This is a genomic window from Vibrio sp. 704, assembly GCF_033339295.1.
In genome coordinates this window covers 52,813-76,792 of record NZ_JAWOUH010000016.1, presented here as the reverse complement: position 1 = coordinate 76,792, position 23,980 = coordinate 52,813, and the positions used below count along the sequence as shown (strand labels likewise).

20 protein-coding genes are annotated in these 23,980 nt (G+C 45.1%); all 20 read left to right on the top strand.

Going from position 1 to position 23,980, the window contains the following annotated elements; genetic code table 11:
- Nucleotides 1-39 precede the first annotated feature (39 nt).
- The 20 genes from R7R24_RS18445 (at nucleotide 40) to tldD (ending at nucleotide 23,927) form a co-directional block, all read left to right on the top strand.
- Entirely contained in the window at nucleotides 40-885 is an 846-nt protein-coding gene (locus R7R24_RS18445) for an ExeA family protein (protein ID WP_033907419.1), read from the top strand.
- On the top strand, nucleotides 882-1,976 hold the full coding sequence (locus R7R24_RS18440; RefSeq protein ID WP_171344981.1) for a tetratricopeptide repeat protein: 1,095 nt from the start codon (nucleotides 882-884) through the stop codon (nucleotides 1,974-1,976). Before R7R24_RS18445 ends, R7R24_RS18440 begins: the two co-directional genes overlap by 4 nt.
- Nucleotides 1,973-3,697: a GspE/PulE family protein gene (locus tag R7R24_RS18435; protein WP_047103658.1), complete on the top strand. Its 1,725-nt coding sequence runs from the start codon at nucleotides 1,973-1,975 to the stop codon at nucleotides 3,695-3,697. The genes R7R24_RS18440 and R7R24_RS18435 overlap by 4 nt, the downstream gene beginning before the upstream one ends.
- Nucleotides 3,698-3,705: 8 nt before the next feature.
- On the top strand, nucleotides 3,706-4,929 hold the full coding sequence (locus tag R7R24_RS18430) for a type II secretion system F family protein (protein WP_206947042.1): 1,224 nt from the start codon (nucleotides 3,706-3,708) through the stop codon (nucleotides 4,927-4,929).
- A 3-nt stretch (nucleotides 4,930-4,932) separates the two neighbouring features.
- A complete protein-coding gene (locus R7R24_RS18425) occupies nucleotides 4,933-5,394 on the top strand; it encodes a hypothetical protein (protein ID WP_005381184.1) in 462 nt (153 codons plus the stop codon).
- Nucleotides 5,395-5,685: 291 nt separating this feature from the next.
- Complete coding sequence (locus tag R7R24_RS18420) at nucleotides 5,686-6,138, top strand: type II secretion system protein (protein WP_025625399.1); 453 nt, start codon at nucleotides 5,686-5,688, stop codon at nucleotides 6,136-6,138.
- Nucleotides 6,139-6,215: 77 nt separating this feature from the next.
- Nucleotides 6,216-6,449: a hypothetical protein gene (locus tag R7R24_RS18415; protein WP_005481019.1), complete on the top strand. Its 234-nt coding sequence runs from the start codon at nucleotides 6,216-6,218 to the stop codon at nucleotides 6,447-6,449.
- Nucleotides 6,450-6,564: 115 nt separating this feature from the next.
- Nucleotides 6,565-7,059, top strand: coding sequence for a type II secretion system protein (locus tag R7R24_RS18410; RefSeq protein WP_042523498.1), 495 nt, complete (start codon nucleotides 6,565-6,567; stop codon nucleotides 7,057-7,059).
- The gene (locus tag R7R24_RS18405; RefSeq protein WP_191116187.1) at nucleotides 7,056-7,631 is read left to right on the top strand and encodes a type II secretion system protein; all 576 of its coding nucleotides are present in this window, start codon (nucleotides 7,056-7,058) and stop codon (nucleotides 7,629-7,631) included. The genes R7R24_RS18410 and R7R24_RS18405 overlap by 4 nt, the downstream gene beginning before the upstream one ends.
- The gene (locus tag R7R24_RS18400; protein WP_191116188.1) at nucleotides 7,631-8,368 is read left to right on the top strand and encodes a PilW family protein; all 738 of its coding nucleotides are present in this window, start codon (nucleotides 7,631-7,633) and stop codon (nucleotides 8,366-8,368) included. The genes R7R24_RS18405 and R7R24_RS18400 overlap by 1 nt, the downstream gene beginning before the upstream one ends.
- Nucleotides 8,358-8,792 (top strand): MSHA biogenesis protein MshP, encoded by a 435-nt coding sequence (locus tag R7R24_RS18395; RefSeq protein WP_191116189.1) that lies wholly within the window; start codon nucleotides 8,358-8,360, stop codon nucleotides 8,790-8,792. The genes R7R24_RS18400 and R7R24_RS18395 overlap by 11 nt, the downstream gene beginning before the upstream one ends.
- 4 nt (nucleotides 8,793-8,796) lie before the next feature.
- Complete coding sequence (locus R7R24_RS18390; protein WP_206947044.1) at nucleotides 8,797-12,939, top strand: DUF6701 domain-containing protein; 4,143 nt, start codon at nucleotides 8,797-8,799, stop codon at nucleotides 12,937-12,939.
- 151 nt (nucleotides 12,940-13,090) lie between these two features.
- Nucleotides 13,091-14,134 (top strand): rod shape-determining protein, encoded by a 1,044-nt coding sequence (locus tag R7R24_RS18385; RefSeq protein ID WP_005381144.1) that lies wholly within the window; start codon nucleotides 13,091-13,093, stop codon nucleotides 14,132-14,134.
- 150 nt (nucleotides 14,135-14,284) lie between these two features.
- Nucleotides 14,285-15,181 carry a rod shape-determining protein MreC gene (gene mreC, locus R7R24_RS18380; protein ID WP_005381142.1) on the top strand — a complete coding sequence of 299 codons (897 nt, stop codon included), beginning with the start codon at nucleotides 14,285-14,287 and terminating at the stop codon, nucleotides 15,179-15,181.
- A complete protein-coding gene (gene mreD, locus R7R24_RS18375) occupies nucleotides 15,171-15,659 on the top strand; it encodes a rod shape-determining protein MreD (protein WP_005381141.1) in 489 nt (162 codons plus the stop codon). The genes mreC and mreD overlap by 11 nt, the downstream gene beginning before the upstream one ends.
- A 4-nt stretch (nucleotides 15,660-15,663) precedes the next feature.
- A complete protein-coding gene (locus R7R24_RS18370; protein ID WP_005381139.1) occupies nucleotides 15,664-16,233 on the top strand; it encodes a Maf family protein in 570 nt (189 codons plus the stop codon).
- Between the two features lie 18 nt (nucleotides 16,234-16,251).
- The gene (rng, locus tag R7R24_RS18365) at nucleotides 16,252-17,721 is read left to right on the top strand and encodes a ribonuclease G (RefSeq protein WP_005381138.1); all 1,470 of its coding nucleotides are present in this window, start codon (nucleotides 16,252-16,254) and stop codon (nucleotides 17,719-17,721) included.
- A 12-nt stretch (nucleotides 17,722-17,733) separates the two neighbouring features.
- The gene (locus R7R24_RS18360) at nucleotides 17,734-21,615 is read left to right on the top strand and encodes a YhdP family protein (protein ID WP_191116191.1); all 3,882 of its coding nucleotides are present in this window, start codon (nucleotides 17,734-17,736) and stop codon (nucleotides 21,613-21,615) included.
- A gap of 33 nt (nucleotides 21,616-21,648) precedes the next feature.
- Nucleotides 21,649-22,470: a carbon-nitrogen hydrolase family protein gene (locus R7R24_RS18355; RefSeq protein WP_005381136.1), complete on the top strand. Its 822-nt coding sequence runs from the start codon at nucleotides 21,649-21,651 to the stop codon at nucleotides 22,468-22,470.
- Between the two features lie 11 nt (nucleotides 22,471-22,481).
- The gene (tldD, locus tag R7R24_RS18350; RefSeq protein ID WP_005381134.1) at nucleotides 22,482-23,927 is read left to right on the top strand and encodes a metalloprotease TldD; all 1,446 of its coding nucleotides are present in this window, start codon (nucleotides 22,482-22,484) and stop codon (nucleotides 23,925-23,927) included.
- Nucleotides 23,928-23,980 lie beyond the last annotated feature (53 nt).

The following is a 23,980-nucleotide window of genomic DNA, read 5'->3' as shown; positions in this document are numbered from 1 at the left end:
GGGAAAGGTTCTGTTTTTCAAAAGGTTTGTGATTCGAGTATGTACTTGTCACACTTTGGATTCCGAGTTCAGCCTTTTTCGTTAACCCCAAATACAGAAATGTTCTTGGGGTTAGTCCCTCACTATGAGGCGATCCAAACCATCCTAGCTGCCGTGCAAATGGGAGAAGGGGTGATTAAGGTGACGGGAGAAGTCGGCACTGGAAAAACCATGGTATGCCGTAAGCTGATCGAGCAGATTGAATCTGAAGTTGAGCTTATTTACTTACCCAATCCAGTGTTGAATGGGGAACAGTTGCAGTTTGCTGTCGCCAGAGAGTTAGGTATCGAGAACGATGATCCGCTGCGTATCGTTTCCCTCATTCAAGAGCACTTGATTCAAGTACATGCCTTGGGAAAGAAAACTGTCTTGATCGTTGATGAAGCGCAAGCTCTTTCCCCACAAGCTTTAGAAACATTGCGTCTATTTGGCAACCTAGAAACGGAACAAGATAAGCTCATTCAATTGGTGTTATTCGGACAACCTGAGTTGGATGAAAGATTGGCTAACCATGAGCTAAGGCAGTTTCGTCAACGCATTACGTTTAGCTGCCAGTTACGTCCTCTCTCTATCGATGAAGGCGTGGCTTACATCAATAATCGTTTAGATAAAGCAGGCAATGGGGCGCACATTTTTTCTATTGAACAGAAAAAAGCGATTTGGCGTTCATCCATGGGGATTCCGCGCTTGATAAACCAAATTAGCCACAAGTCGTTGCTTGCTGCATTTAATGAGCGTTGCACACTATTGAAAAATCATCACGTTTACGCCGCTATGCACGATACGTTTGATGCCCGTAAACCTAAGTTTAAAACACCCGTATTTTGGGGATGGAGTCAACCTTGAGTGCCATCAATAAAGCATTATCAGAACTTGCTGAAAAAACATCGCCGTCAGAGCTTACTCGTGCGGAGATTCCAAGTGTCTCACGCAGTAAACCTTGGCTTTGGCTTGTCGCCGGTTTTTCGTTAAGCCTTGCGGTTGGTAGCTGGGCGGTCTCTCGCGGTCCTGTCCCTTCAGGCGAGCTATCACAGTTTCAAACCGACGCTATGCCACTGTCGTCTGTGAATGTCTCACCAATTGTTTCATCGGAGCGCACTCACTCGCCAACGAGTAAAATGACGCCCGATACAACTCAAGTGGTTTACACCAAACCAGCCACACAGCCGGTCGCGCAACAGCCTCACATGCAAGAGACTGATAGGTTCACGCCAAGATCTGAGATAAATATCGCCTCTGATGATGCAGTTTTACTCGCGCAGTTAGCAACGATGCCGAGCGAGGAGCAATACGATCACGTAACCCACACAACATCAGAAAACAGTTCAATGCGCATTGAGCAGGTTGAGCTTACTCACCGCCAATTATCTCTTAAAGCGGTTAGCCGAGCGGAAAAAGCACTGGATGCTAACGATATGCAAACGGCGTTATCGGCTTATGCCGAGGCGTTGCGTTATGAGCCAATGAATGCAGACACGCGTCAAAAGTTATCAGCGTTGTACTTTGGTAAAGGTGACACGCGTAAAGCATATGAGATTATTCAAGAAGGCATCAACCTAGATACGAACAACCAAGTACTCCGCTTGGCCTTGTCTAAGTTGTTAGTGAAAGCTAATCAACCTGAAGCGGCGCTGAGCCCGCTTGTTCATTTGCCTCCAGTACCAAGTCGAGATTACTTGGCGATGCGTGCTGCATTGGCACAAAAACACAAGCAAAATGACATTGCGCTTGAGAGCTATCAACTCCTCACTCAGCGTGAGCCGGAAAACGCGCGCTGGTGGTTAGGTTTGGCTATTCAACAAGAGCGCGCCCTGGCTTTTACTGCCGCGATTAACTCTTACAACCAAGCTCTGGGTAAAGTTGGCATTTCGAATCAATCGCAAGCATTTATCCGTGACCGTTTGAACATCTTGAAAGAGTTGGAGAGCGCACAATGAAAATTCAGTTGAGAAAACGCTTGGGCGATCTTCTGGTTGAGGAAGGTATCGTCTCTGAAGAACAAATCCAGCAAGCACTAAACGCACAACGCAGTACCGGGCAGAAGTTAGGGGATGCGTTAATTGACCTTGGCTTTATTACTGAAAAGCAAATGTTGGACTTCTTGTCTCAGCAGCTTGGTTTGCCACTGATCGATCTTGGTCGTGCGCCTGTGGATGCCGAAGCCGTGCAGATTCTACCTGAGGTACACGCACGTCGCTTACGTGCGATGGTCGTTGCTCGAAATGGGGACACACTGCGCGTTGCTATGAGTGACCCTGCGGACTTGTTCATCCAAGAATCATTGATGAACTTGTTGGGCCAATACAACCTTGAGTTCATTGTGGCTTCGGAGCGTCAGCTCATTTCAAGCTTTGACCGCTATTACCGCCGTACTAAAGAAATTGCCTCCTTTGCTGAGCAGCTGCATGAAGAGCATAAAGATGTACAAAGCTTTGATTACGGTATTGATGAGGCCGACAGTGAAGAGGTTACCGTTGTAAAGCTGGTTAATTCCATGTTTGAAGATGCGGTACAGGTTGGAGCTTCGGATATTCATATTGAGCCAGACGATCAAGTATTGCGTTTGCGCCAGCGTATTGATGGCGTATTGCATGAAACGCTCTTAAATGAAGTGAACATTGCATCGGCTTTGGTTCTTCGACTGAAGTTGATGGCACACCTAGATATTTCTGAAAAGCGCTTGCCACAAGATGGCCGATTCAATATCAAAGTTCGTGGCCAATCAATTGATATTCGTATGTCGACGTTACCAACGCAGTACGGAGAATCTGTAGTAATGCGTCTGCTTAACCAGTCCGCTGGTTTGCGTCCGTTAGAAGAGTCGGGCTTGCCGCCAGACTTGCTTGCTCGCTTACGTCGACAGTTGGCGTGTCCGCATGGCATGATTTTGGTTACCGGGCCGACAGGTTCCGGTAAAACCACCACGCTTTACGGCGCATTGAGTGAGCTCAACGAACCTGGGAAAAAGATCATTACAGCAGAGGACCCGGTTGAATATCGTCTGCCTCGCATCACTCAGGTACAGGTTAACAGTAAGATAGATCTAACTTTCTCGCGTGTTCTTAGAACCTTTTTACGTCAAGACCCAGACATCATTCTTGTTGGTGAGATGCGTGATCAAGAGACAGTAGAAATTGGTCTGCGAGCTGCACTAACGGGTCACTTAGTATTGAGTACTCTCCACACCAACGATGCTGTCGACAGTGCGTTACGTATGATCGATATGGGTGCGCCGGGTTACTTGGTTGCTAGTGCAGTCAGAGCTGTGGTGGCGCAGCGTCTTGTGCGCCGAGTTTGCCCAGATTGTAAAACAGAAGACCACTTAGATGAGTCTCGCCAGCAGTGGTTAGCTGGGCGTTTCCCAAATCAAGTTAGCACCATTTTTTATAAAGGCGCAGGTTGCCAAAACTGTAATTTGACTGGTTATCGAGGCCGAATCGGTGTGTTTGAAATGCTCGAACTTGAGCAAGAGATGATGGATAAATTGCGCGCCAATGATGCGGTTGGCTTTGCGCAAGCCGCGCGCCGCTCAGAAAACTATAAGCCACTGCTTGCTTCTGCAATGGAACTGGCGCTACAAGGCACCGTCAGTTTGGACGAAGTGATGACCCTAGGTGAGGGCGATGCTTCTGGTAAGACTGATCCCATTTTCATATAGGTAAGTGAATGCCAACTTTTCGTTATCAAGGCCGCACGCTAGACGGCTCATCCACTAACGGCAAAATCGAAGCAGTGAACTCAGAAGCTGCGGCGGAAGCATTGATGAACAAAGGGGTCATCCCGCTCAATGTACGGTTAGAGAAAGAGTCGGCAAAAAGCCAAGTGAGCTTGTCTAAGCTGTTTGTGCCTGCTATTCCGTTGGAAGTAATTATTCTTTTCTCTCGCCAGTTGTTTAGTTTGACTAAAGCTGGCGTACCTTTGCTGCGCTCTATGCGTGGCTTGTTGCAAAATTGCGAAAACAAACAGCTCAAAGAGGCGCTAGAAGATGTCGTTTCTGAACTGAGTAATGGCCGAGGTTTGTCTTCTGCGATGCAGCAACACAGCAAAGTATTCAGCCCACTGTTCGTTTCTATGATCAACGTCGGTGAGAATACGGGTCGGCTTGACCAAGCGCTATTGCAACTGGCGAATTACTACGAACAGGAACTTGAGACTCGCAAACGCATCAAAGCGGCGATGCGTTATCCGACGTTTGTCATTATCTTTATCACCATCGCCATGTTTGTATTGAATATCTTGGTGATCCCTGAGTTTGCATCGATGTTCACGCGCTTTGGGGTTGAGCTACCATTGCCGACGCGTATTTTGATCGCGACTTCTAATTTCTTTGTTAATTATTGGGTGTTGCTGGTTGTGGCAATGATTGGCGCGTTTACGGTGTTCAGAGCGTGGGTGGCGACGGCTGATGGTCGGGAGAAGTTCGATAAGTTTCGGCTTCGGCTGCCAATTGTAGGCGATATCGTTAATCGTGCGCAGCTTTCTCGTTTTGCCAGAACCTTTTCGTTGATGCTGAAATCAGGTGTGCCACTTAACCAGTCTTTGGCTTTGGCCGGGGAAGCCTTAGGGAACCGTTTTTTAGAAAACCGAATTCTTGAGATGAAGTCCGCAATTGAAGCGGGTAGCACCATTTCAGTGACGGCCATCAACAGTAAAATATTCACCCCATTGGTGATTCAGATGATTGCAGTAGGTGAAGAAACTGGTCGTATTGATGAGTTGCTGCTGGAGGTGTCGGACTTTTACGATCGAGAAGTCGATTACGATCTAAAAACGCTGACCGCAAGAATAGAACCATTACTTTTGGTGATTATCGCAGGCATGGTCATGGTGCTGGCATTGGGTATCTTCTTACCAATGTGGGGAATGCTCGACATCATCAAAGGCGGCTAATAGGTGGTTGAAAATCAAAGCCGAGCAACGCTTATTGTGTTTGGGGTTATTGCTACGATTATGGCGGTGGGTTTGGCGGTCAAATTACGTCCTGTTACCGAGCAAGCACAAGTAACTGGAGCGAAGTTAGCGAGAGTTTGGATGCAAGATAGTGTTCAGCGTTATCGTCAAGCTTGGCTAGTACAAGGCGAGCCAGAACATATGCTGATGGATGGCTTAAACCTTACTATGACTGAGGGCGGGTTAGTGTCTCCCTTTACTCAGCAAGGTGTATTAGATTGTGGTTATTGGCTAGCGGTGCATTACCCCCAACGTAAAATAATGACCAACAAGTTAATAGATATCAGTGGAGCCATCAAAACTGATCGTTATGTCTGTCAATACACTTATGAAAATGGTCAGTCGATTGTAGTTATCTCAACTGCTAATCAACTGAAAATAGACGTCGAAATGTCGGCGGAGTGAATTTTTTGACACCTAAGCACTATAATTGGTAATGAAAGTCGGTATAATGCAATCATTACCATAAGTAACAGGCTGTAATAGTGGGTAAACAGTAATGTGTTTTTCTCATTGCAGCATGAACTGAATAATGGCGAATCGTCATTCTGCTCAAGCGGTAGATACAGTATCCACTTCACGGTCAGTTTTAGTGAACGTTGCTGCCCCAAACCGTTTTGACAATATCCAAAATGGTCGCGTGACCTAAACAAAACTTTGCAGTTGTACTGCATGCTTACATAGAGAGAGTAAACAATGAAAAGACAAGGTGGTTTCACCCTTATCGAATTGGTAGTGGTAATTGTAATCCTAGGTATTCTAGCGGTAACTGCAGCACCACGTTTCCTTAACCTGCAAGATGATGCTCGTAACTCTGCACTTGAAGGTTTAAAAGGCGCTATCACTGGTGCTGCAGGTATTACATATGGTAAAGCGGCAATCGAAGGGAAAGAAGCGGCTTCTGCAGCAAAACTAACAATTAAAACAGATGATGATCTAAACATCGTATACGGTTACCCTAAGGCAGATAAGGCTGATCTGTACCTCGTAGTTGATGGTTTAGAAAATGATTGGAATACTGCAACAAGTGGTGCTCAAGTTCTATTTGGTTACAAAGGCTACAATAAGAAGTGTGTGGGCTATACAGCTGCTACAAGTTCTGAAGCTCCAGTTGTTACAGTGATTGATGACTGTGGCGCTAAGTTTTAATCTTTGATTAAAGAAAAATAAAGGCCAGCTAGTCTGGCCTTTATCTCCTTATTTTGATTAATCTCGGAATAGTTCATATGCGTAAATCATCGGGTCTTAGTGCAATAGAGTTTGTGGTTGTACTGATTATCTTAGGTGTAGTCGGTTATGTGGTATTACCAAGATTTATCAGCTTCGAGCCAGAAACTTACGAAGCGAAGTGGGAGCAAACCAAGCAGACCGCTGAGCACGTTTCTGAAACGCTGAGCAATAAAGAAACTTACGATCGAATTGAAGAAGAGATTGGTCGTTCAAAAGGGCAAAATAACTAGACATTGGTTATTTGTTCGTCTGTTCACACTTCGAATCGAAAAATTATAAACCTATCATTAATCTCATAATTTCATCGTATACTTATCTCGCTTGTTCTAAGCCTAAGGTTGGGTTATGAAAATTCGCAGCTCTGCATTAGGGTTCACGTTAATGGAGTTAATCCTCGTGATTGTTCTCCTCTCTATCCTTTCACTTTTTGCAGCCAGCCGTTTTATGGACTCTGGCAGTTTCTCTGCATATGCATTACAAGAACGTGTGATTTCTGTGATTCGCCAAGTGCAGGTTAACCGCATGCAATCGAACATTGATGAAGCAAATTTAGGTGATGATTTTCGTTTGCAAGTTTCTAGCTCATGCATTGGTTCAGTTGCTGCCTGCACACTAACAGGCAGTGCACAAGATGCTCGTAGTGACGTAGTTATTGATAAATCCGCAAAGTTTTCACTGACCAATGCCGTAACTAATCCAATCGAGTTTAATTTGTTGGGTAATCCTATAAATTCTGCGAGTGGTGGGGTTTCAATCCTGATTGAAGATAAACATGGTCGAAGCCGCTGCCAAGTTGAAATTAATTCTCAAGGTTATGTTTCTAAAGGTACATGCTCATGAAGAAATCTAGTGGCATGACTTTGATAGAAATGATCATCGCGATTGTTTTAATGGGCATTGCGATGGTGGCGTTTACTTCTTTTCTTGTCCCTCAAATTCGAGACTCAGCCATACCCCATTATCAAACTCGTGCCGCTGCTTTAGCACAAAGCTTTATGTCACAAATTCTTGCGCGTGGTTTTGATGACAACAGTAACTTTGATGGAGGGCTGGTTCGTTGTGGTGAGAACTCCGTCAACTGCACTCCGTCTAAAGATCTTGGCGCTGAAACAGGGGAGTCACTTCCTACAGATTTTAATGATGTTGATGATTTTATCGGTTGCTGGAGCACACCTAATACGCTCTCTCAATGTAAGAGCGTGTCTCGAGGAAATATTACCGATGTGTTGGCGAACGTTGGAGAAGATAGTACAGAACAATATAAAAATTTTAGGGTAGAAGTCCAAGTTGCCTATGATGATTTAGGTGGTTCGGAGACAAGTGCTTTACCTAAGTATAAAAAAGTGACATTAACTATCTTTGCGGGCACGACTCAACCCCTGACTTTAACGGCTTTAAAAGGGAACTACTGATGAAAGAACGTGGTTTCACTTTAATTGAGATGGTCGTTACGATAGTTATAGGTAGTATCATCATGTTGGGTATTGCCGGCTATATTAAACTAGGGATAAAAGGGTACGCAGATAGCATTGACCGCCAGCGAGTGCAGACAGAAGCACAGTTTGTGATCGAGAAAATGTCCCGTGAAATTCGCCATGCCGTGCCAAATAGTTTTCATGAGCCAACTGGGACAAGCAATTGTTTGGAGTTTGTACCCATTGAATATTCGGGCTTTTATGCTTTTAGTGGTAGTACTCTGGAGTTTCTTATTGGCAACGATACTAAGCTAAAACGTATTCCTAATGAGCGATGGTTGGTGATAAATCCTAGTCGGTATGAAGATCTTTTCCCTAAAAATCCAGATAACCCAGAATCATCTCAACGAATTGAGTTAAAAGAGATATCAAGAGATAAAGTTGATGAGCCTTTTATTGTTTCTGTAGGTGAAAGCAGCATCAGCTCTAGCTCTATTTCTAGCCGTCATTACATTTACCAAGATAAATCTCAAGTCCGTTATTGCTTCGATAGCGGTCAAGTACTTCGTAATAATGTCATTGTCACGGATAGTATTGATACATCAGCGAGTTACATGCGTTATGTTGAGCCAACTCTACAACGTGGTGGGCTAGTACATATTAACTTAGAGTTTTTACAGGATGGGGAGCGTAGTGTGTATCAGCAAGACGTGCAGGTGCTCAATGTTCCGTAAACGAAATCAGCAAGGTAATGTACTTATCGTGGTGCTTTTTGTCATTATTGTGATGGGTTATTTAGCCGCCTCTCTTATGAGAATAAGTTGGTCAAATCAAAGTGGACTAACTCGGGAATTCTTAGGCACAAAAGCTTGGTTTGTTGCTCAATCTGCCAACGAATGGGCGCTGACACAGTTGTACCCGCTTAACGATGATGACCCTGATATCGCAGATATTTGTTTGAATGAGGTCAGTGGTGCAACCCCTAATGTTACAAAGAATACGGCATGTAGGATTAATACGATGAGTTGTTTAAAGTTGGGGGTTCTGAATGAGGGAACCTCAGAGGCACAGTCTTTATTTAGAGTGCAAGTAACAGCCATTTGTGGTTCAGGACTGTCTCAAGTACAGCGTCAGCAAGAAGTTTGGGTTAGGGATTAGGATAATGAAAAGAATAATAATTACTGCTTTATTCGTCAGTTTGTTTTCTTCTGAAAGTTTTTCTGCTGTTCCAAATGATATGACTCCATATTGGTCGATTAGTCAGGGGAAAATGAAAGCCAGAGGGAGCTTCTGTGGTGGGTATTATTATGATTTTGGCAACTATATTTGTCCCAATGGTCTTACAATGAATGTAGGCCAGTCAGTCAACGCTTACCGTGATATCAACATTCATGTTTATGGTGGTGTTGAACTTAAAGGAAAAAATACTTTAGGAAGCAGTGAACATTCGATCAATATCCTATCCAAGAACAGCGATTTCAAAGGTAAAAATGACATTGAAATTTTTGGGCGTGTGGAGTCTTTCGGTGCAGTTGAACTCAAGAACGATATTAAGGTTCACGGTTTAATCTACGTATCCCACGGAAAGGTGCTTCTTGAAGATGCAGAAGTACAAGGCAATGTTACCAGTTACTCTGATGGTATTGAGATAAAAGGTAACAGGAATGTCATTAATGGCAGTGTTGAGGGGGCTAAAGACGTAACTCTCTCGAAAGTAACAGTGAATGGCAATGTTACGAGTACGGGTGGACAAATTAAAACGGAGAGCAATGGTAACAGGATTCATGGTGATGTTATAGCGCATGGTGATATAACGTTGAAGAAGACGGTTGTCGAGGGGAAAGTTACAAGTCAAGGCGGTGAAGTAAAGACAGAATCAAATGAAAATGAAATTCAAGGTGATGTTTGGGCACGAAGCAAAGTTACTTTAAAACAAACGAAAGTTACTGGGGATGTAACTAGTGAAGGTCACGAGGTGATCCTAGAGAGCCATAACCAAGTACACGGAAATATTCTCGCTCTACATAAAGTCGATATTAAAAACTCATTGGTTTGTGGCCGGGTAGAATCAACAGGTAGCGAAGTATCGTTGACTAACTCTAAACTCGATCAAAATCGAGGTGTTTATACTCTTAGTGAAGCGATTCAGTCCCACGGGAAAGCCACAGTAAAAAGCTCGACCGTCTGTGGTTCTGTTAACTCAAAATCACATTCTTACGAGTACAATGATAGTGACATTTATTGTGGTGTAGATGATCCCAACTGTCAGCCCCCCCAGACCGGAGAGTGCCCAATAGAGGCTGTAGCCTCACTTTGTCCTGAATTAGTTCCTGTTATTCCGCCAACACAGCAATGTTCACTATTACCAGAAGAAAACTTCAATTCAGGTTCATTGTCAAACTGGTCGGTGATGGGCTTTGGTACCAGTGACGAGCCCCATATCTCTGATGGACGTTTCATCTTAAACTCAAATAAACCAGAGCAGGCAACAGCCTCTGCATATAACTATATTTTTCCGTCAGATCAGAACTATTTAGAGATTGAGTTTGATCACAATGCATATGGTGGGAATGGTGCTGACGGTGTTGCGCTGGTGATTTCTGATGCGAGTGTCCCTCCTCAAACTGGGGCATTTGGTGGTCCGCTTGGTTACGGGATGAAGCTTCTAAAGAATCACTACCCTGAAGTCTCCAAAGATGTAGAAGGCTTTGCTGGTGGTTGGCTAGGTATTGGTATTGATGAGTTTGGTAACTACATTCGTGAAGGGAGCGAGAAAATCGTTTCAAATAGTGTTGCTGATAATGTTGGGGTGCGTGGACAGGGCGTCCAAGATGCGAATGGTAAGTGGTTGAAAGGTTATCCGTATATCACTGGCAAAAAATACAGCAGCTCGTTGGATAATCGAAAAGGTAAAGAGAAACTGCATCGTTATAAAGTAGTTTTAAATTCGCGTAACACCGATACGATAACGCTGGCTGTATTTCGAAAAGTCGGAAAAAATGGCGGATGGGATCCTGTTATCGAAGAGTTTAACGTTTTGGAAAAAGGTGGTTTTAACTATATTCCAGATAACTTCCGTCTGTCGGTAACGGCATCCACAGGTATGCTTACCAATACGCATGATATTGATAACTTCCGAGTCTGTGCGGACAAGTACTCGCGATTAACAGATGGTATTCATCATTTCGAGTTTGACTACTCAGGCTCAGGCAGTACGTGTCAGGCTTCTGATGTGACACTTAGAGCTTGTATGAATGAAAGTTGCTCTGAGCAATATCCTAGGGATTCATACGATGATGGCAGCTTAACGCCTCTCTCTGTCACTTTACTTCCATCTACTGGCAATAATGTTGCCAACTGGGTTGGTGGTACAAATGTACAGTTTGAGAATGAAACTCAGCTTGAGCTGCAAGGTTCAAGAGCTGGCGATATTACTTTGGGTATCGATCAAAGTTCCGTACCACAGTTTGGCTTTGAAGGGGCACGATGTCGAATTAATGGCGGGCCACTATCTGCTAACAACTGTAATGTAACCTTCGCTTCAAATGTGCTTGCGGTGAATGTTAATGATGTAGTTGCTAGTCGCGAAACTACGGGGGAGGACTACCTATCGTTTTGTTCAACTCGAACTGAAGACGGCGGTGAATCTCGCGGTGTTAATATGTCGATTGATTATGAAGTGGCACCGATCGATAGCTCTCAACCTGTCGTGATTTCTTACAAGAAAAAAGTGAAAGATCAGGCTGTGGAATGGAGTTCAAATGTCGAGCTAACCAGAGCTAATAAATACCTGCCTAATGTTTATTTTGATGATGAAGGCAAGGCATTCTTTAAGTTGAGATACTCTGAAGCTGGAAAGGTCAAACTTAAAGCCAGTGTTGAAGGTGTTGATGACTCGGATGGATTCGGCAGCTTCGTTAGTTTTCCTTCAAAACTGAAAGTTACTGCAAAGAGTGGTGATAAGAGCGGAGAGTGCACCAACAGTGAAAATGGCTGTTCTTCGGGGTTTGTTGCTGCTGGTGAAGTTTTTGAGTTAACCATCTCGGCATTGCAAGATGATGATACGGTTGCTGAGAACTATCAAGAGAAGACTATTACGGTTAGTAATAAAGTGAAGTACCCGTCTAATGGTTCATTAGCCAAACTTCTAAATGAGAAGCTACCAGAATCAAGTAAATGGTCTCGTGGCAGTGTGATGTTTGATCAATCGGTTTCAGAAGTCGGTGTTTTCGAGCTTATTGCTGAGGCACCAGTTGCTAAAGATGAAAATGGCGATGATATTGGCACATCTCTATATCTTGGTAGTAATGCATTTAAAATAGCCGATGGTAAGTCAACCATTGGGCGCTTCTATCCGGATTACTTTAAAGTCACCGGGACAGAGTGGACCTACCCTGATAATCAGAATCAATCTGTATATATGGGACAGAATTTTGAATCGGTTAAGTTTGAAGTCACAGCATATAACGCTAACGGTTACACAACTCAAAATTATGGTGGTTTTGCCAATTCTTTAAAAGCAGATTTGTATTTGGCTGGTGGTTACTCAGATAGACTTAGCATTTTGGATTCCGATTTGACTAGTGATAACTGGTCGGGAGCTGCGTGGAGCAAAACTTGGGATAACTCAGTTTATTGGCGTAAAGATTTATCTTTGCCGAGTCCCGATGGTCCATTTAATTCAAAACTACCGGCAGACAAGGATAGTTCCATCGAAACGTCTATTTCGCTTTCACTTAATAATAATGGAACTAAAGTATCTGGCTATGTTGATCCTACGATGTTCTTAAAAGAAGGGCAAAATAGCACTGAAGATAGAATGGTTTCGCAACAGCTACTATCGCAACCTGATGTCAGGTTTGGTCGCATAGCTCTGGATGATGTGGGAGTGAATCAGGGTAAATCTGTTAATATCCCCCTTAGAGTGGAGTATTGGAGAGATACCCGATTCGTTTTAAACAGTAAGGATAACGGGACAACAGTGTCCCCAACTCTAAAAAGCCAGGAGCCAGTTTGGCCTGATGATGGCTCCGACTGCGACATTTTACTTGAAGGCGTCAGAACGACGGTTAACGATGGTGCCATGCGTGAACTTATTGCTAAGCAAGAGCGCGCAAACTGTGGACGTCAACAAGCTGAAGTTTGGCTTAATCTCGACCCTAGTGGTAACAACCTCCCTTGGCTCAAATACGACTGGGACAATGATGGCTCCGAAGAAAACCCATCATCCGTCGTCACCTTTGGTATTCATCGAGGTAACGATCGCGTGATTTACCGTGGTGAGCCAGGGTTAACCGGACAGTAACAACTTAGGTTTTTGCCCTTAAGTTAGGAAACTGCAAGAAATTGAGGCTTTCTGCTCATGTTTGTGTACCAATACCTTGCTGTGACAGCGAGGCATTGGTACATTTAGAGCAATTTTTGTCTTCTATATTTTTGCAGGATGAGCGAAGAGTATGTTTAAGAAACTTCGTGGCATGTTTTCTAACGATCTATCTATCGATTTAGGTACAGCCAACACTCTAATTTACGTAAAAGGGCAAGGAATTGTCCTTGATGAACCTTCTGTAGTTGCTATTCGTCAAGATCGTGTAGGTTCTGCAAAAAGCGTTGCTGCAGTCGGTCACGCAGCAAAACAGATGCTTGGTCGTACACCTGGCAACATTTCCGCTATCCGCCCAATGAAAGACGGCGTAATCGCTGACTTCTACGTAACCGAAAAAATGCTTCAGCACTTTATCAAGCAAGTGCATGACAACAGCATCCTAAAGCCAAGCCCACGTGTTCTTGTTTGTGTTCCTTGTGGTTCTACCCAAGTTGAGCGTCGCGCAATTCGTGAATCAGCACTTGGTGCTGGTGCCCGTGAAGTTTACCTAATCGACGAGCCAATGGCGGCGGCAATTGGTGCTGGTTTACGCGTATCTGAGCCGACAGGTTCAATGGTGGTCGATATCGGTGGTGGTACAACTGAAGTTGCCGTTATCTCTCTAAACGGTGTGGTTTACTCATCGTCTGTACGTATCGGTGGTGACCGCTTTGATGAAGCTGTGATCAACTACGTACGTCGTAACTACGGCAGCTTGATTGGTGAAGCAACGGCTGAAAAGATCAAACACGAAATCGGTTCTGCTTACCCAGGTGATGAAGTTCAAGAGATTGAAGTTCGCGGTCGTAACCTTGCAGAGGGTGTGCCACGAAGCTTTAGCTTGAACTCAAACGAGATCCTAGAAGCGCTTCAAGAGCCGCTATCTGGCATCGTATCAGCAGTCATGGTTGCACTAGAACAGTGTCCACCAGAGCTTGCTTCAGACATTTCTGAAAACGGTATGGTACTAACAGGTGGTGGTGCACTACTTAAAGACCTAGACCGTCTACTGATGGAAGAAACTGGTATTCCTGTTGTTATCGCGGAAGATCCACTAACGTGTGTTGCGCGTGGTGGCGGTAAAGCTCTAGAAATGATCGACATGCACGGTGGCGATCTGTTCTCTGAAGAATAAAGGTTTAGGTGAAGCTCATGTCGGGCTTCACCTTCATTTCTGCTCTCTCTGTAATTCAAACATGCTCCATACCTAAAAGTATTTAGTTAAGTATTTTTAGGTTGCCAAGTAAGGCTCAATAATCATGGAAGCAATCAGGTCAAAAACAAGATGAAACCGATTTTCGGCAGAGGTCCGTCTCTGCAATTACGTCTGTTTTTTGCTGTCATCGTGTCGGCGAGCTTAATGCTGGCCGATAGTCGTCTAGATACGTTTTCCAACGTTCGATACCTACTAAACAGTATGGTTGCACCGATTCAGTACGCAGCGAATTTGCCTCGTAGTATGTTCGATGGCGTATTTGAACGTTTTAATTCTCATCAGGCATTGGTTGAAGGCAATCGCAGCTTAAAGCGAGAAGTGCTACGCCTGAAAAGCGAGCTTATCTTGCTCGACCAATATAAAGAAGAAAACCAACGCTTACGTAAGTTGTTAGGATCTTCATTTGTCCGTGATGAAAAGAAAGTCGTGACAGAAGTAATGGCGGTGGATACTTCACCTTATCGTCATCAAGTGGTGATCGATAAAGGCCGTATTGATGGTGTTTACGTTGGTCAGCCTGTTATCAACGAGAAAGGCATCGTCGGTCAGGTTACGTTTGTCGCAGCGCACAACGCACGTGTTCTGCTGCTAACGGACGCGAAAAATGCAATTCCTGTCCAGGTGATCCGCAATGATATCCGAGTGATCGCATCGGGCAATGGTGAAATGGATGAAATCCAACTGGAGCACATTCCAACCAGTACAGATATTCAGGTTGGTGATTTATTGGTGACATCCGGTTTAGGTGGCATTTACCCTGAGGGATATCCAGTCGCGACGGTTACCAATGTGGATCACGATACGCGTCAAGAGTTCGCTTCAATCAAGGCTGAGCCGGTTGTGGAGTTTGATCGCTTACGCTACCTACTGCTGATTTGGCCGAATGAAGACCGTCAACACAAAGTACTGCGGTCCAATGTAGATGAAGGGTTAGAGCAAGAACAAGAGGTAACCGATGGCCAATAATGTATTGAGTAGCCGAATGGTGATTGGCGTCAGTTTCTTCGTTGCGTTGGTACTGCAAACCATTCCATGGCCAGGTGTGTTAGATGTGTTACGCCCTTCATGGTTGTTCCTTGTTACGTGTTATTGGGTGTTGGCACTACCGCACCGAGTGAACGTCGGAACTGCGCTAGTGTTGGGCTTATTGTGGGATATCTTGATCGGCTCAACGCTTGGAATTCGTGGCATGATGATGTCGATCGTTATCTACCTCGTGGCGCTGAATTTCCTGTTGATTCGTAACATGGCTTTGTGGCAACAGTCGATTTTAATTGCCTTTTTTACTGCGTTATTAGAAGTTTTGATATTCTGTGGGGAATATTTGAACCAGGACGTAGTATTTAATCCATTATCTCTGTGGACGGCGGCAATAAACTGTATACTTTGGCCATGGATGTTTTTATTAATGCGACGAGTTCGTCGTGCATGGCACGTAAGGTAAAGCGGTGAAGAAAAGCTTATCTCTCGTTCTCGCATCGGGTTCTCCGAGAAGAAAAGAGCTGCTTGCTCAACTGGGTTATGATTTTGAGATCGTATTGCCTGATATTGAGGAAGCCAAACAGGCTCATGAGCAAGCACGAGATTACGTGTTGCGTCTTTCTTTGGAAAAAGCTCAGGCAGGCTTAGCGTTGGCTAAGCCTGATTCCGTTGTATTGGGCTCTGATACGGTCGTAGTATGCGATGACCGTGTGCTAGAAAAACCAAAAAGTTTTGAAGATTCAAAGCGTATGCTTACTGACTTATCCGGTCGTCGTCATCAAGTGATGACTGCGGTGAGCGTTGTATCATCGGAACAACAACATTCAGTGGTCGTTACCACTGACGTGTGGTTCAAACCACTGACTCACGAAGAAATCGAACAATATTGGCAGTCAGGAGAGCCATGCGATAAAGCTGGAAGTTATGGTATTCAGGGACTCGGAGGGCGATTTGTCACCCGAATCGAAGGCAGTTATCACGCTGTAGTAGGCTTACCTTTGTTCGAAACCGATCAGCTAATTCAAGAATTTTTATAATTGTTTTGAGGTGTGCACATGAGTGCAGAATTGCTGCTTAACGTGACCCCGAGTGAAACTCGTGTGGCCATGATTGAAGGTGGAGTACTACAAGAAATACATATCGAGCGCGAATCGCGTCGCGGTATTGTGGGCAATATATACAAAGGCAAAGTAAGCCGAGTGTTACCAGGTATGCAGGCGGCTTTCGTCGACATTGGTTTAGATAAAGCGGCGTTTTTACATGCGTCAGATATTGTTCCTCATACCGAATGTGTGGCAGAAAACGAAAAACAGCAGTTTCAAGTTCGTGATATCTCTGAGCTGGTACGCCAGGGACAAGACATTGTTGTGCAAGTGGTCAAAGATCCGCTCGGCACGAAAGGTGCGCGTTTAACGACGGATATCACCTTACCTTCGCGTTATCTTGTTTTTATGCCGGGGGCCAGCCATGTCGGTGTTTCGCAGCGTATTGAAAGTGAGAAAGAGCGTGAGCGTTTGAAAAAGGTGGTGAACCATTACTGCGATGAGCACGGTGGTTTTATCATTCGTACCGCGGCAGAAGGCGCTGATGAAAAAGAGCTCTCTCAAGATGCGGCATTTCTAAAGCGTTTGTGGCTAAAAGTCATGGAGCGTCGCTCAAAATACAAAACGCGTTCAACACTTTACGGTGAACTCGGCTTAGCTCAACGCATTCTGCGTGACTTTGTTGGCACAGAGCTTGATAAGATCATGGTCGACTCCCGCCTTGAATATGAAAACCTGAAAGAATTCACTTCTGAGTATGTACCGGAGTTAACAGATAAGCTTGAGCTTTACGAAGGTGACAAGCCAATCTTTGACATGTACGACACCGAAAACGAAATTCAGCGTTCTTTAGAGCGCAAGGTCGAGCTAAAATCGGGCGGCTATTTGATCATCGATCAAACCGAAGCCATGACCACCATCGACATCAACACGGGTGCATTTGTTGGTCGTCGTAATCTCGAAGAGACTATCTTCAATACCAATATAGAGGCAACGCAAGCTATTGCGCGTCAGCTACGTTTACGTAACCTCGGCGGTATCATCATTATTGACTTTATCGATATGGCATCCGAAGAGCATCGTCAGCGAGTACTTACCTCACTGGAAACGGCGCTGGCGAAAGACCGAGTAAAAACCAACATCAACGGCTTTACCCAGCTTGGCTTAGTTGAAATGACGCGCAAGCGCACACGAGAAAGTATTGAACATATCTTGTGTTCTGGCTGTCCTACTTGTGAAGGCCGTGGCAGCGTGAAAACGGTCGAAACCGTATGCTTTGAGATATTACGAGAGATTACTCGTGTGAACCGTGCTTACGACGCCGATAATTTTGTCGTGTACGCATCGCCGTTTGTTGCTGAAGCGCTATTGGGCGATGAGTCTCATGCGTTGGCAGAGCTCGAAGTATTTATTGGCAAGCAAGTGCGAGTTCAGGCTGAACCCCTGTACATTCAGGAACAGTTTGACGTCGTAATGATGTAATTTGGAACATTTGTGAATTCTGGTGTTAACCGTTTTGGGCGTTTTTGTGCGTGGAGTTTAGTTACTGTATTGGTGTTATTAGCCATATTAGTAACCACGCTTCGCGTCACACTGCCGCAACTTAACCATTTCCAAGATGAGATCAAAACCTGGGTCAAACAAGGCACAGGTTTTGACGTTTCTATTGCCAATGTCGCAGGGACGTGGCGCAATAATCATCCCTCAATTGCGTTACTGGGTTTAGAGGCAAATCTACCAAACGTGCAAGATGCACGCTTCGCTGTTGAAGAAGTCCAAATTGAGTTCGATCTTATTCAATCTCTTTTTCAACTTAAACCTGTAGTTGCAGACCTTACCATTCATAACCTCGCTTTAGACATTCACACGGTAGACATTCTGCCGACTTCTCATCGTCAAGATCCGAAGCCTGAAGTGGATAAGAGCGAAGTGAAACTCATTGACCAACTCGACTCACTTCTTTTACGTCAGTTCGAAGACTTCACTATTAGCGATTCACGGATTTGGTATAAGTCTGTGTCAGGTGAAACTCGCCGTTTAGATATTGAGCAGCTTCGTTGGAGCAATCAAGGGAAACGTCACGTAGCCGAAGGCACGGTTAGCATTGCCGATGTTCGCCTTAACTCATTGTTAGTAAGCGCTAACTTTAAAGATCATGGCTCGTTGCGTGATGTATCTGGTGAGTTTTACGTGAGTGCTCAAGATGTCTCGGTCACACCTTGGCTGACCACTTACATGCAAGAAGAGTCAGGAGCAGAGTCGGGTAAAGTCAGCTTAAATACTTGGCTAACGCTCATACATAGCCAACCGCATGATGCTTATGTTGAATTACTGCCTTCCGAGTTGGTGTGGAATGAAGATGGACATCATGAGCTGTTTATTGAGTCTGGAATTTTCAATCTTCGACCAGATAAACAAGGCTGGAAAGTAAATGGCCACTCACTTCAGATCAGAACCGACAACACCCCTTGGCCAGAGCTAGACGTCGCGTTTGATTGGCAACCAAACGGCTGGATGCTCAATCTCTCTCAACTCGACATTGAAGCACTCATTCCGCTCATTAAGCTGGCTCCAGAGTCAGAGTCGACCAGTGACCTTATTAACAAACTAGCACCGAAAGGTCGGGTCGAAGATGTCCGATTGTCAATGAACGGTGGTTTAGACACCTTACGCTACTCGGCTGAACTGGATGAACTCGCGATGACACAATGGGAGCTCCTACCCGGGTTTCATCACGTAAAGGGCAGCGTATCGGGGGATGTGAATCAAGCTAAAGCAAAAGTCACCGTCATTGATGATGTCTTTCCGTACGGCGATGTATTCCAAGCTCCGCTGAATATCAAACAAGGTGAAGTCGATATTATCTGGCAGCAAGATGATGCGGGTTGGCGTTTGTGGGCGGATAAAGTGACGGCAGCAACGCCTGATCTTCAAGTCTTGGGGGCATTCCGTCTTGATTTTCCAAAAGAACAAAGCCCATTTTTATCGTTCTATGCCGAAGCGGATCTCTACAACGCGGGTGAAACATGGCGCTATCTACCGACTCTGGCACTTGGACAAGACTTGACCGACTATCTTTCGACCGCGATTCAGGGCGGAAAAGTGAATACAGCGAAATTGTTGTGGTATGGCGAGTTAGGTGATTTTCCTTACAAAGAACATAATGGCATGTTCCAAGCTTGGGTTGGATTAAAAGACGCGAAATTTAGCTTTGATACGGCATGGCCAACCATCACGGATTTGCAGCTAGACTTGCTGTTTGAAAATGATGCCATGTATTTGGATTCAAAATCAGCCACACTAAATGGCGTTCATGCTAAGCGTATCACTGGGCGAATCCCTGAGTTGGCAGAAGGTGGACACATCGAGATTGAAGCGAAAGCAAGCGCGCCGGGTAATGAAGTCCGTGACTACATGATGGCGACGCCATTAGTGGATTCAGTCGGTGCCGCATTGACAGCGCTGCAAGTGAGTGGTCCCGTTTACTCTGAGTTTCAACTCAATATACCGTTTGATTTTGAGAAAGAGTCTCGCGCTTGGGGTTATGCAGATTTAACAGAAAATCGTGTTGATATTGAAGCGCCGCCAATGACGCTTGAAAACGCCACAGGGCGTATCACCTTCGACAATGATGTGGTTACCACATCGGGTTTGTCGGCCGAATTATTACAACAGCCTATCTCTCTTGATTTCCATGGAGAGAGTGCGGAGCAAGGCTACAACGTGACAATTAATACATTAGGAGATTGGGATGTCGAGCCTCTCAAACCCTATGTCGGTGAGCGTTGGTTAAACCTTGTTTCGGGCCATGCGCCGTGGCAAATGGACATTGACTTGCAACTCAATGATGTTGGTTTCACTTATCAGCTTGAAGTGCTGGCGCAGCTAAATCGTCTGGCTAGTCAATATCCTTATCCTTTAGCGAAACAAATTGGCGAGTCTGGACAAGCGAAACTGCAAGCATCCGGCAACCAAGAGAGTATTTCAGCAAGACTACAGATCCCAAATGTGAAGTATCAAACTGAGATAGATATCGCTGGCGATGTCCCGGTTCTGACTGCGACTCATTTAATGGTTGGCAAAGGTGGCTTCCGGATTAGTCCTATTGTCGGGCACGATGCTTCGGTGCGTGTCGAAGAACTGAATTTAGACCAATGGGCTGAGCTTGCGCAGGTCTCTGAGAGCAAGCCTTCATCGTCTGTTTTGGCAAGCATGAAAACGCCGACCATTCCATTGCCGACACGCATTGAAGTTGAAACGCCAAACTTACAGCTCGGTGGGATTGAGTTTCATGATGTGGATTTTTCAGCAAGCAAGAAAAATTTGAGTTGGCAACTCGATGTGGACAGTCAAGAGGTTAAAGGGAAAGCTAACTATCTGAAACCCTATGATCTATCGGTCTCTCTAGAGCACTTGCATCTGTACATCCCAGGGTTTGAAGAGATGACCAAAGAGCGCAGTTCAATCTTTGCGAGTGAAGATCAAAACGCACCTTTGATTACCAATTTTGACCGCAAGTTTCACGCAGAGATGCCAAACTTAACTTTGAACATCGATGATTTTTGGCTGCAAGGTTACAAAGTGGGCAAAGTTAATGTTGATTTGCAGCGTCGCGAGAACCGCTTGGAGTGGAAAAATATCACCTTTAGTAGCGGCAAAAACCGCATTGATATGAGTGGTTGGTGGGACCTGACGAAAGAGAGTAGTCATTCCAACTTAACCATGAAAATGAAAGGTGATAACAACACCGATCTTATGGAGCGCTTTGGTATTACATCAGGCATTCAACAAGCACCATTTGAGATCAATGCCAATATGGAATGGGACGGCGCACCTTGGTCAATGAAGACACAAACCTTGCAAGGAAACGTCTCAACGGAATTTGGTAAAGGCGTGATCAGTGAAGTTAGTGGTGCGGCACGCTTGTTAGGCTTGTTTAGCTTGGATTCTATCATCCGTAAGATGCAGCTCGACTTTACCGACGTATTCGATAAAGGCATGGCATTCAACTCGATCACGGGAACGGGCAAAATCCAAGACGGTGTGTTTATCACCAATGATATCGTAATGGATGCGTTAGCAGGGGAAATGCAAATCCGCGGCATCGCTAATATGAACAGCAGAATGGTTGATGCGGAAGTGAAATTCACACCAGACATCACATCAGGCCTACCAATGCTGACCGCGTTTGCCGTTGCGCCTCAAACTGCTTTGTATGTCTTGGCCATCTCTACGGTGATATCTCCGGTGGTTGAGGTCTTCACTCAAGTCAATTATGAAGTGAAAGGCCCACTAGATTCACCAACGGTGAAAGAAATTTCGCGAAGTAAAGGTGAATACAAGCTGCCAGAAAAACTGCGTGAACAGGCCAAATAACTCACCGAATATAATGGAATAGGGAGGAAACACATGGAGCGTGTTGGCATTATTCAAATGACTTCGGGTCCGGATATTAACGCGAATTTGGACTTCATTGAAAAACAGTGTGCTTTAGCGAGCAAGCAAGGTGCCAAACTTGTTCTTACTCCTGAAAATACAGTGCTATTTTCCAGTCGCGAAGCTTATCATCAACATGCAGAGCCACTTGGCAGTGGCATGATTCAACAGCGGCTCTGTGAAATCGCTAGAAAGAACCAGTTAACGCTAATTGTCGGAAGCATGCCCATTCAAACCGCAAAAGGTGTCACCACCACAACACTTGTATTTCCGCCGCACGGTAAATGCATTGCTCACTATGACAAACTGCATATGTTTGATGTCGACGTAGCCGATGGTTATGGTAGTTATCGTGAGTCGGATACGTTTATGGCGGGTAATCAAATAGTCGTTGCGGAAACTGATATCGGCAGTGTTGGATTGAGTATTTGTTATGATTTACGTTTCCCAGAACTTTATAAAGTATTGCGTCAAGAAGGGGCGGATATCATTGTGGTGCCCGCTGCGTTTACCGCTGTGACGGGGCAAGCTCACTGGGAAGTATTATTGCGAGCTAGAGCGATTGAGACACAATGTTGGATTTTGGCAAGCGGACAAACTGGAACGCATCCATGTGGACGAAAAACATGGGGACACTCAATGGTCGTTGACCCTTGGGGACGTATCCATAAACAGCTTCAGGATGAAGTAGGTTTATTGGTGACTGAGATAGATTTGTCACAAAGCCAACAAGTAAGGCAGAATATGCCGCTGACTCAACACAGTCGCTTTCAAAATGAATTGAGACGGAAATAAAAGAGCTAACTATGAGCACAAACCAAATAGAACAGGCACTCCTTGCCCCAAATGGTCTGACAGAACAAGACATTGCTGACACGCTTGCCAGCATTGCGACGCGCCAGATCGATTATGCGGACATTTACTTTCAGTCCAGCTGGCATGAGTCTCTGGTTCTAGAAGACAGCATCATCAAAGATGGCTCTTTTAACATTGATTGTGGTGTTGGTGTCCGTGCAGTAACTGGCGAGAAAACCGGCTTTGCCTACTCTGATCAAATCCAGCCTGAAGGCCTGAAGCAGAGTGCAATGGCGGCGCGCGGTATTGCTCAGCAAGGGCAGAATGGTAAAGTCCAAGCGTTTAAACGCACCGAAAACCAAGCGTACTACGCCGCTGTGAATCCACTAGCTGAATGGGAAAAGCAGCAAAAAACAGAATTGCTCAAATCTCTAGATGCTTACATCCGCACTAAAGAACCATTGATTAAAGAAGTTTCGATCAGCATCAGCGGTGTGCATGAGCAGATGCTTGTTGCGGCAACAGACGGTACTTATGCAGGCGATATTCGTCCTTTGGTGCGTTTGTCTATTAGCGTGCTCGCACAAAAAGGTGAACGACGTGAACGCGGTAGTGCTGGTGGCGGCGGCCGTTTCGGTTACGATTTCTTTTTAACGGAAAGCAATGGTGTGAAACAAGCTTTTCATTACGCAGACGAAGCGATTCGCATGGCGTTAATCAACCTTGAAGCAGAAGCAGCACCAGCTGGCATGATGCCAGTGGTATTGGGTTCTGGCTGGCCTGGCGTGTTGCTACACGAAGCGGTAGGTCATGGCCTAGAAGGTGATTTTAACCGGAAGGAATCTTCGGTTTTCTCTGGCAAAATGGGTCAACAAGTGACGTCTTCGCTGTGTACCATCGTCGATGACGGCACGTTAAAAGACCTTCGTGGTTCACTGAATGTGGATGATGAAGGGGTAAACGGTCAGTACAACACGCTTATCGAGAATGGTGTGCTGAAAGGCTATATGCAAGACAAGCTAAACGCGCGGCTCATGGGTGTAAATCCAACGGGTAACGGTCGTCGTGAGTCGTATGCACACTTGCCAATGCCTCGCATGACCAACACCTACATGCTTCCAGGTGAACATACGCCAGAAGAAATTATCTCGACGGTCGAGAAAGGTTTGTATGCGCCAAACTTTGGTGGCGGCCAGGTGGACATTACTTCGGGTAAGTTTGTGTTCTCTGCATCCGAAGCATACTTGATTGAAAACGGTAAAATTACGCGCCCTGTTAAAGGTGCGACGTTGATTGGCTCAGGTATCGAAGCAATGCAGCAAGTGTCTATGGTCGGTAACGACTTAAGTATCGACAAGGGCGTTGGCGTATGTGGTAAAGCAGGTCAAAGTGTGCCGGTTGGTGTTGGTCAGCCGACCTTGAAGCTGGACTCACTGACAGTGGGTGGCACTGAGTAACTCAGTCGAATCGTTATAAAAAGAGCGCTCATTAGAGCGCTCTTTTGCTTTGT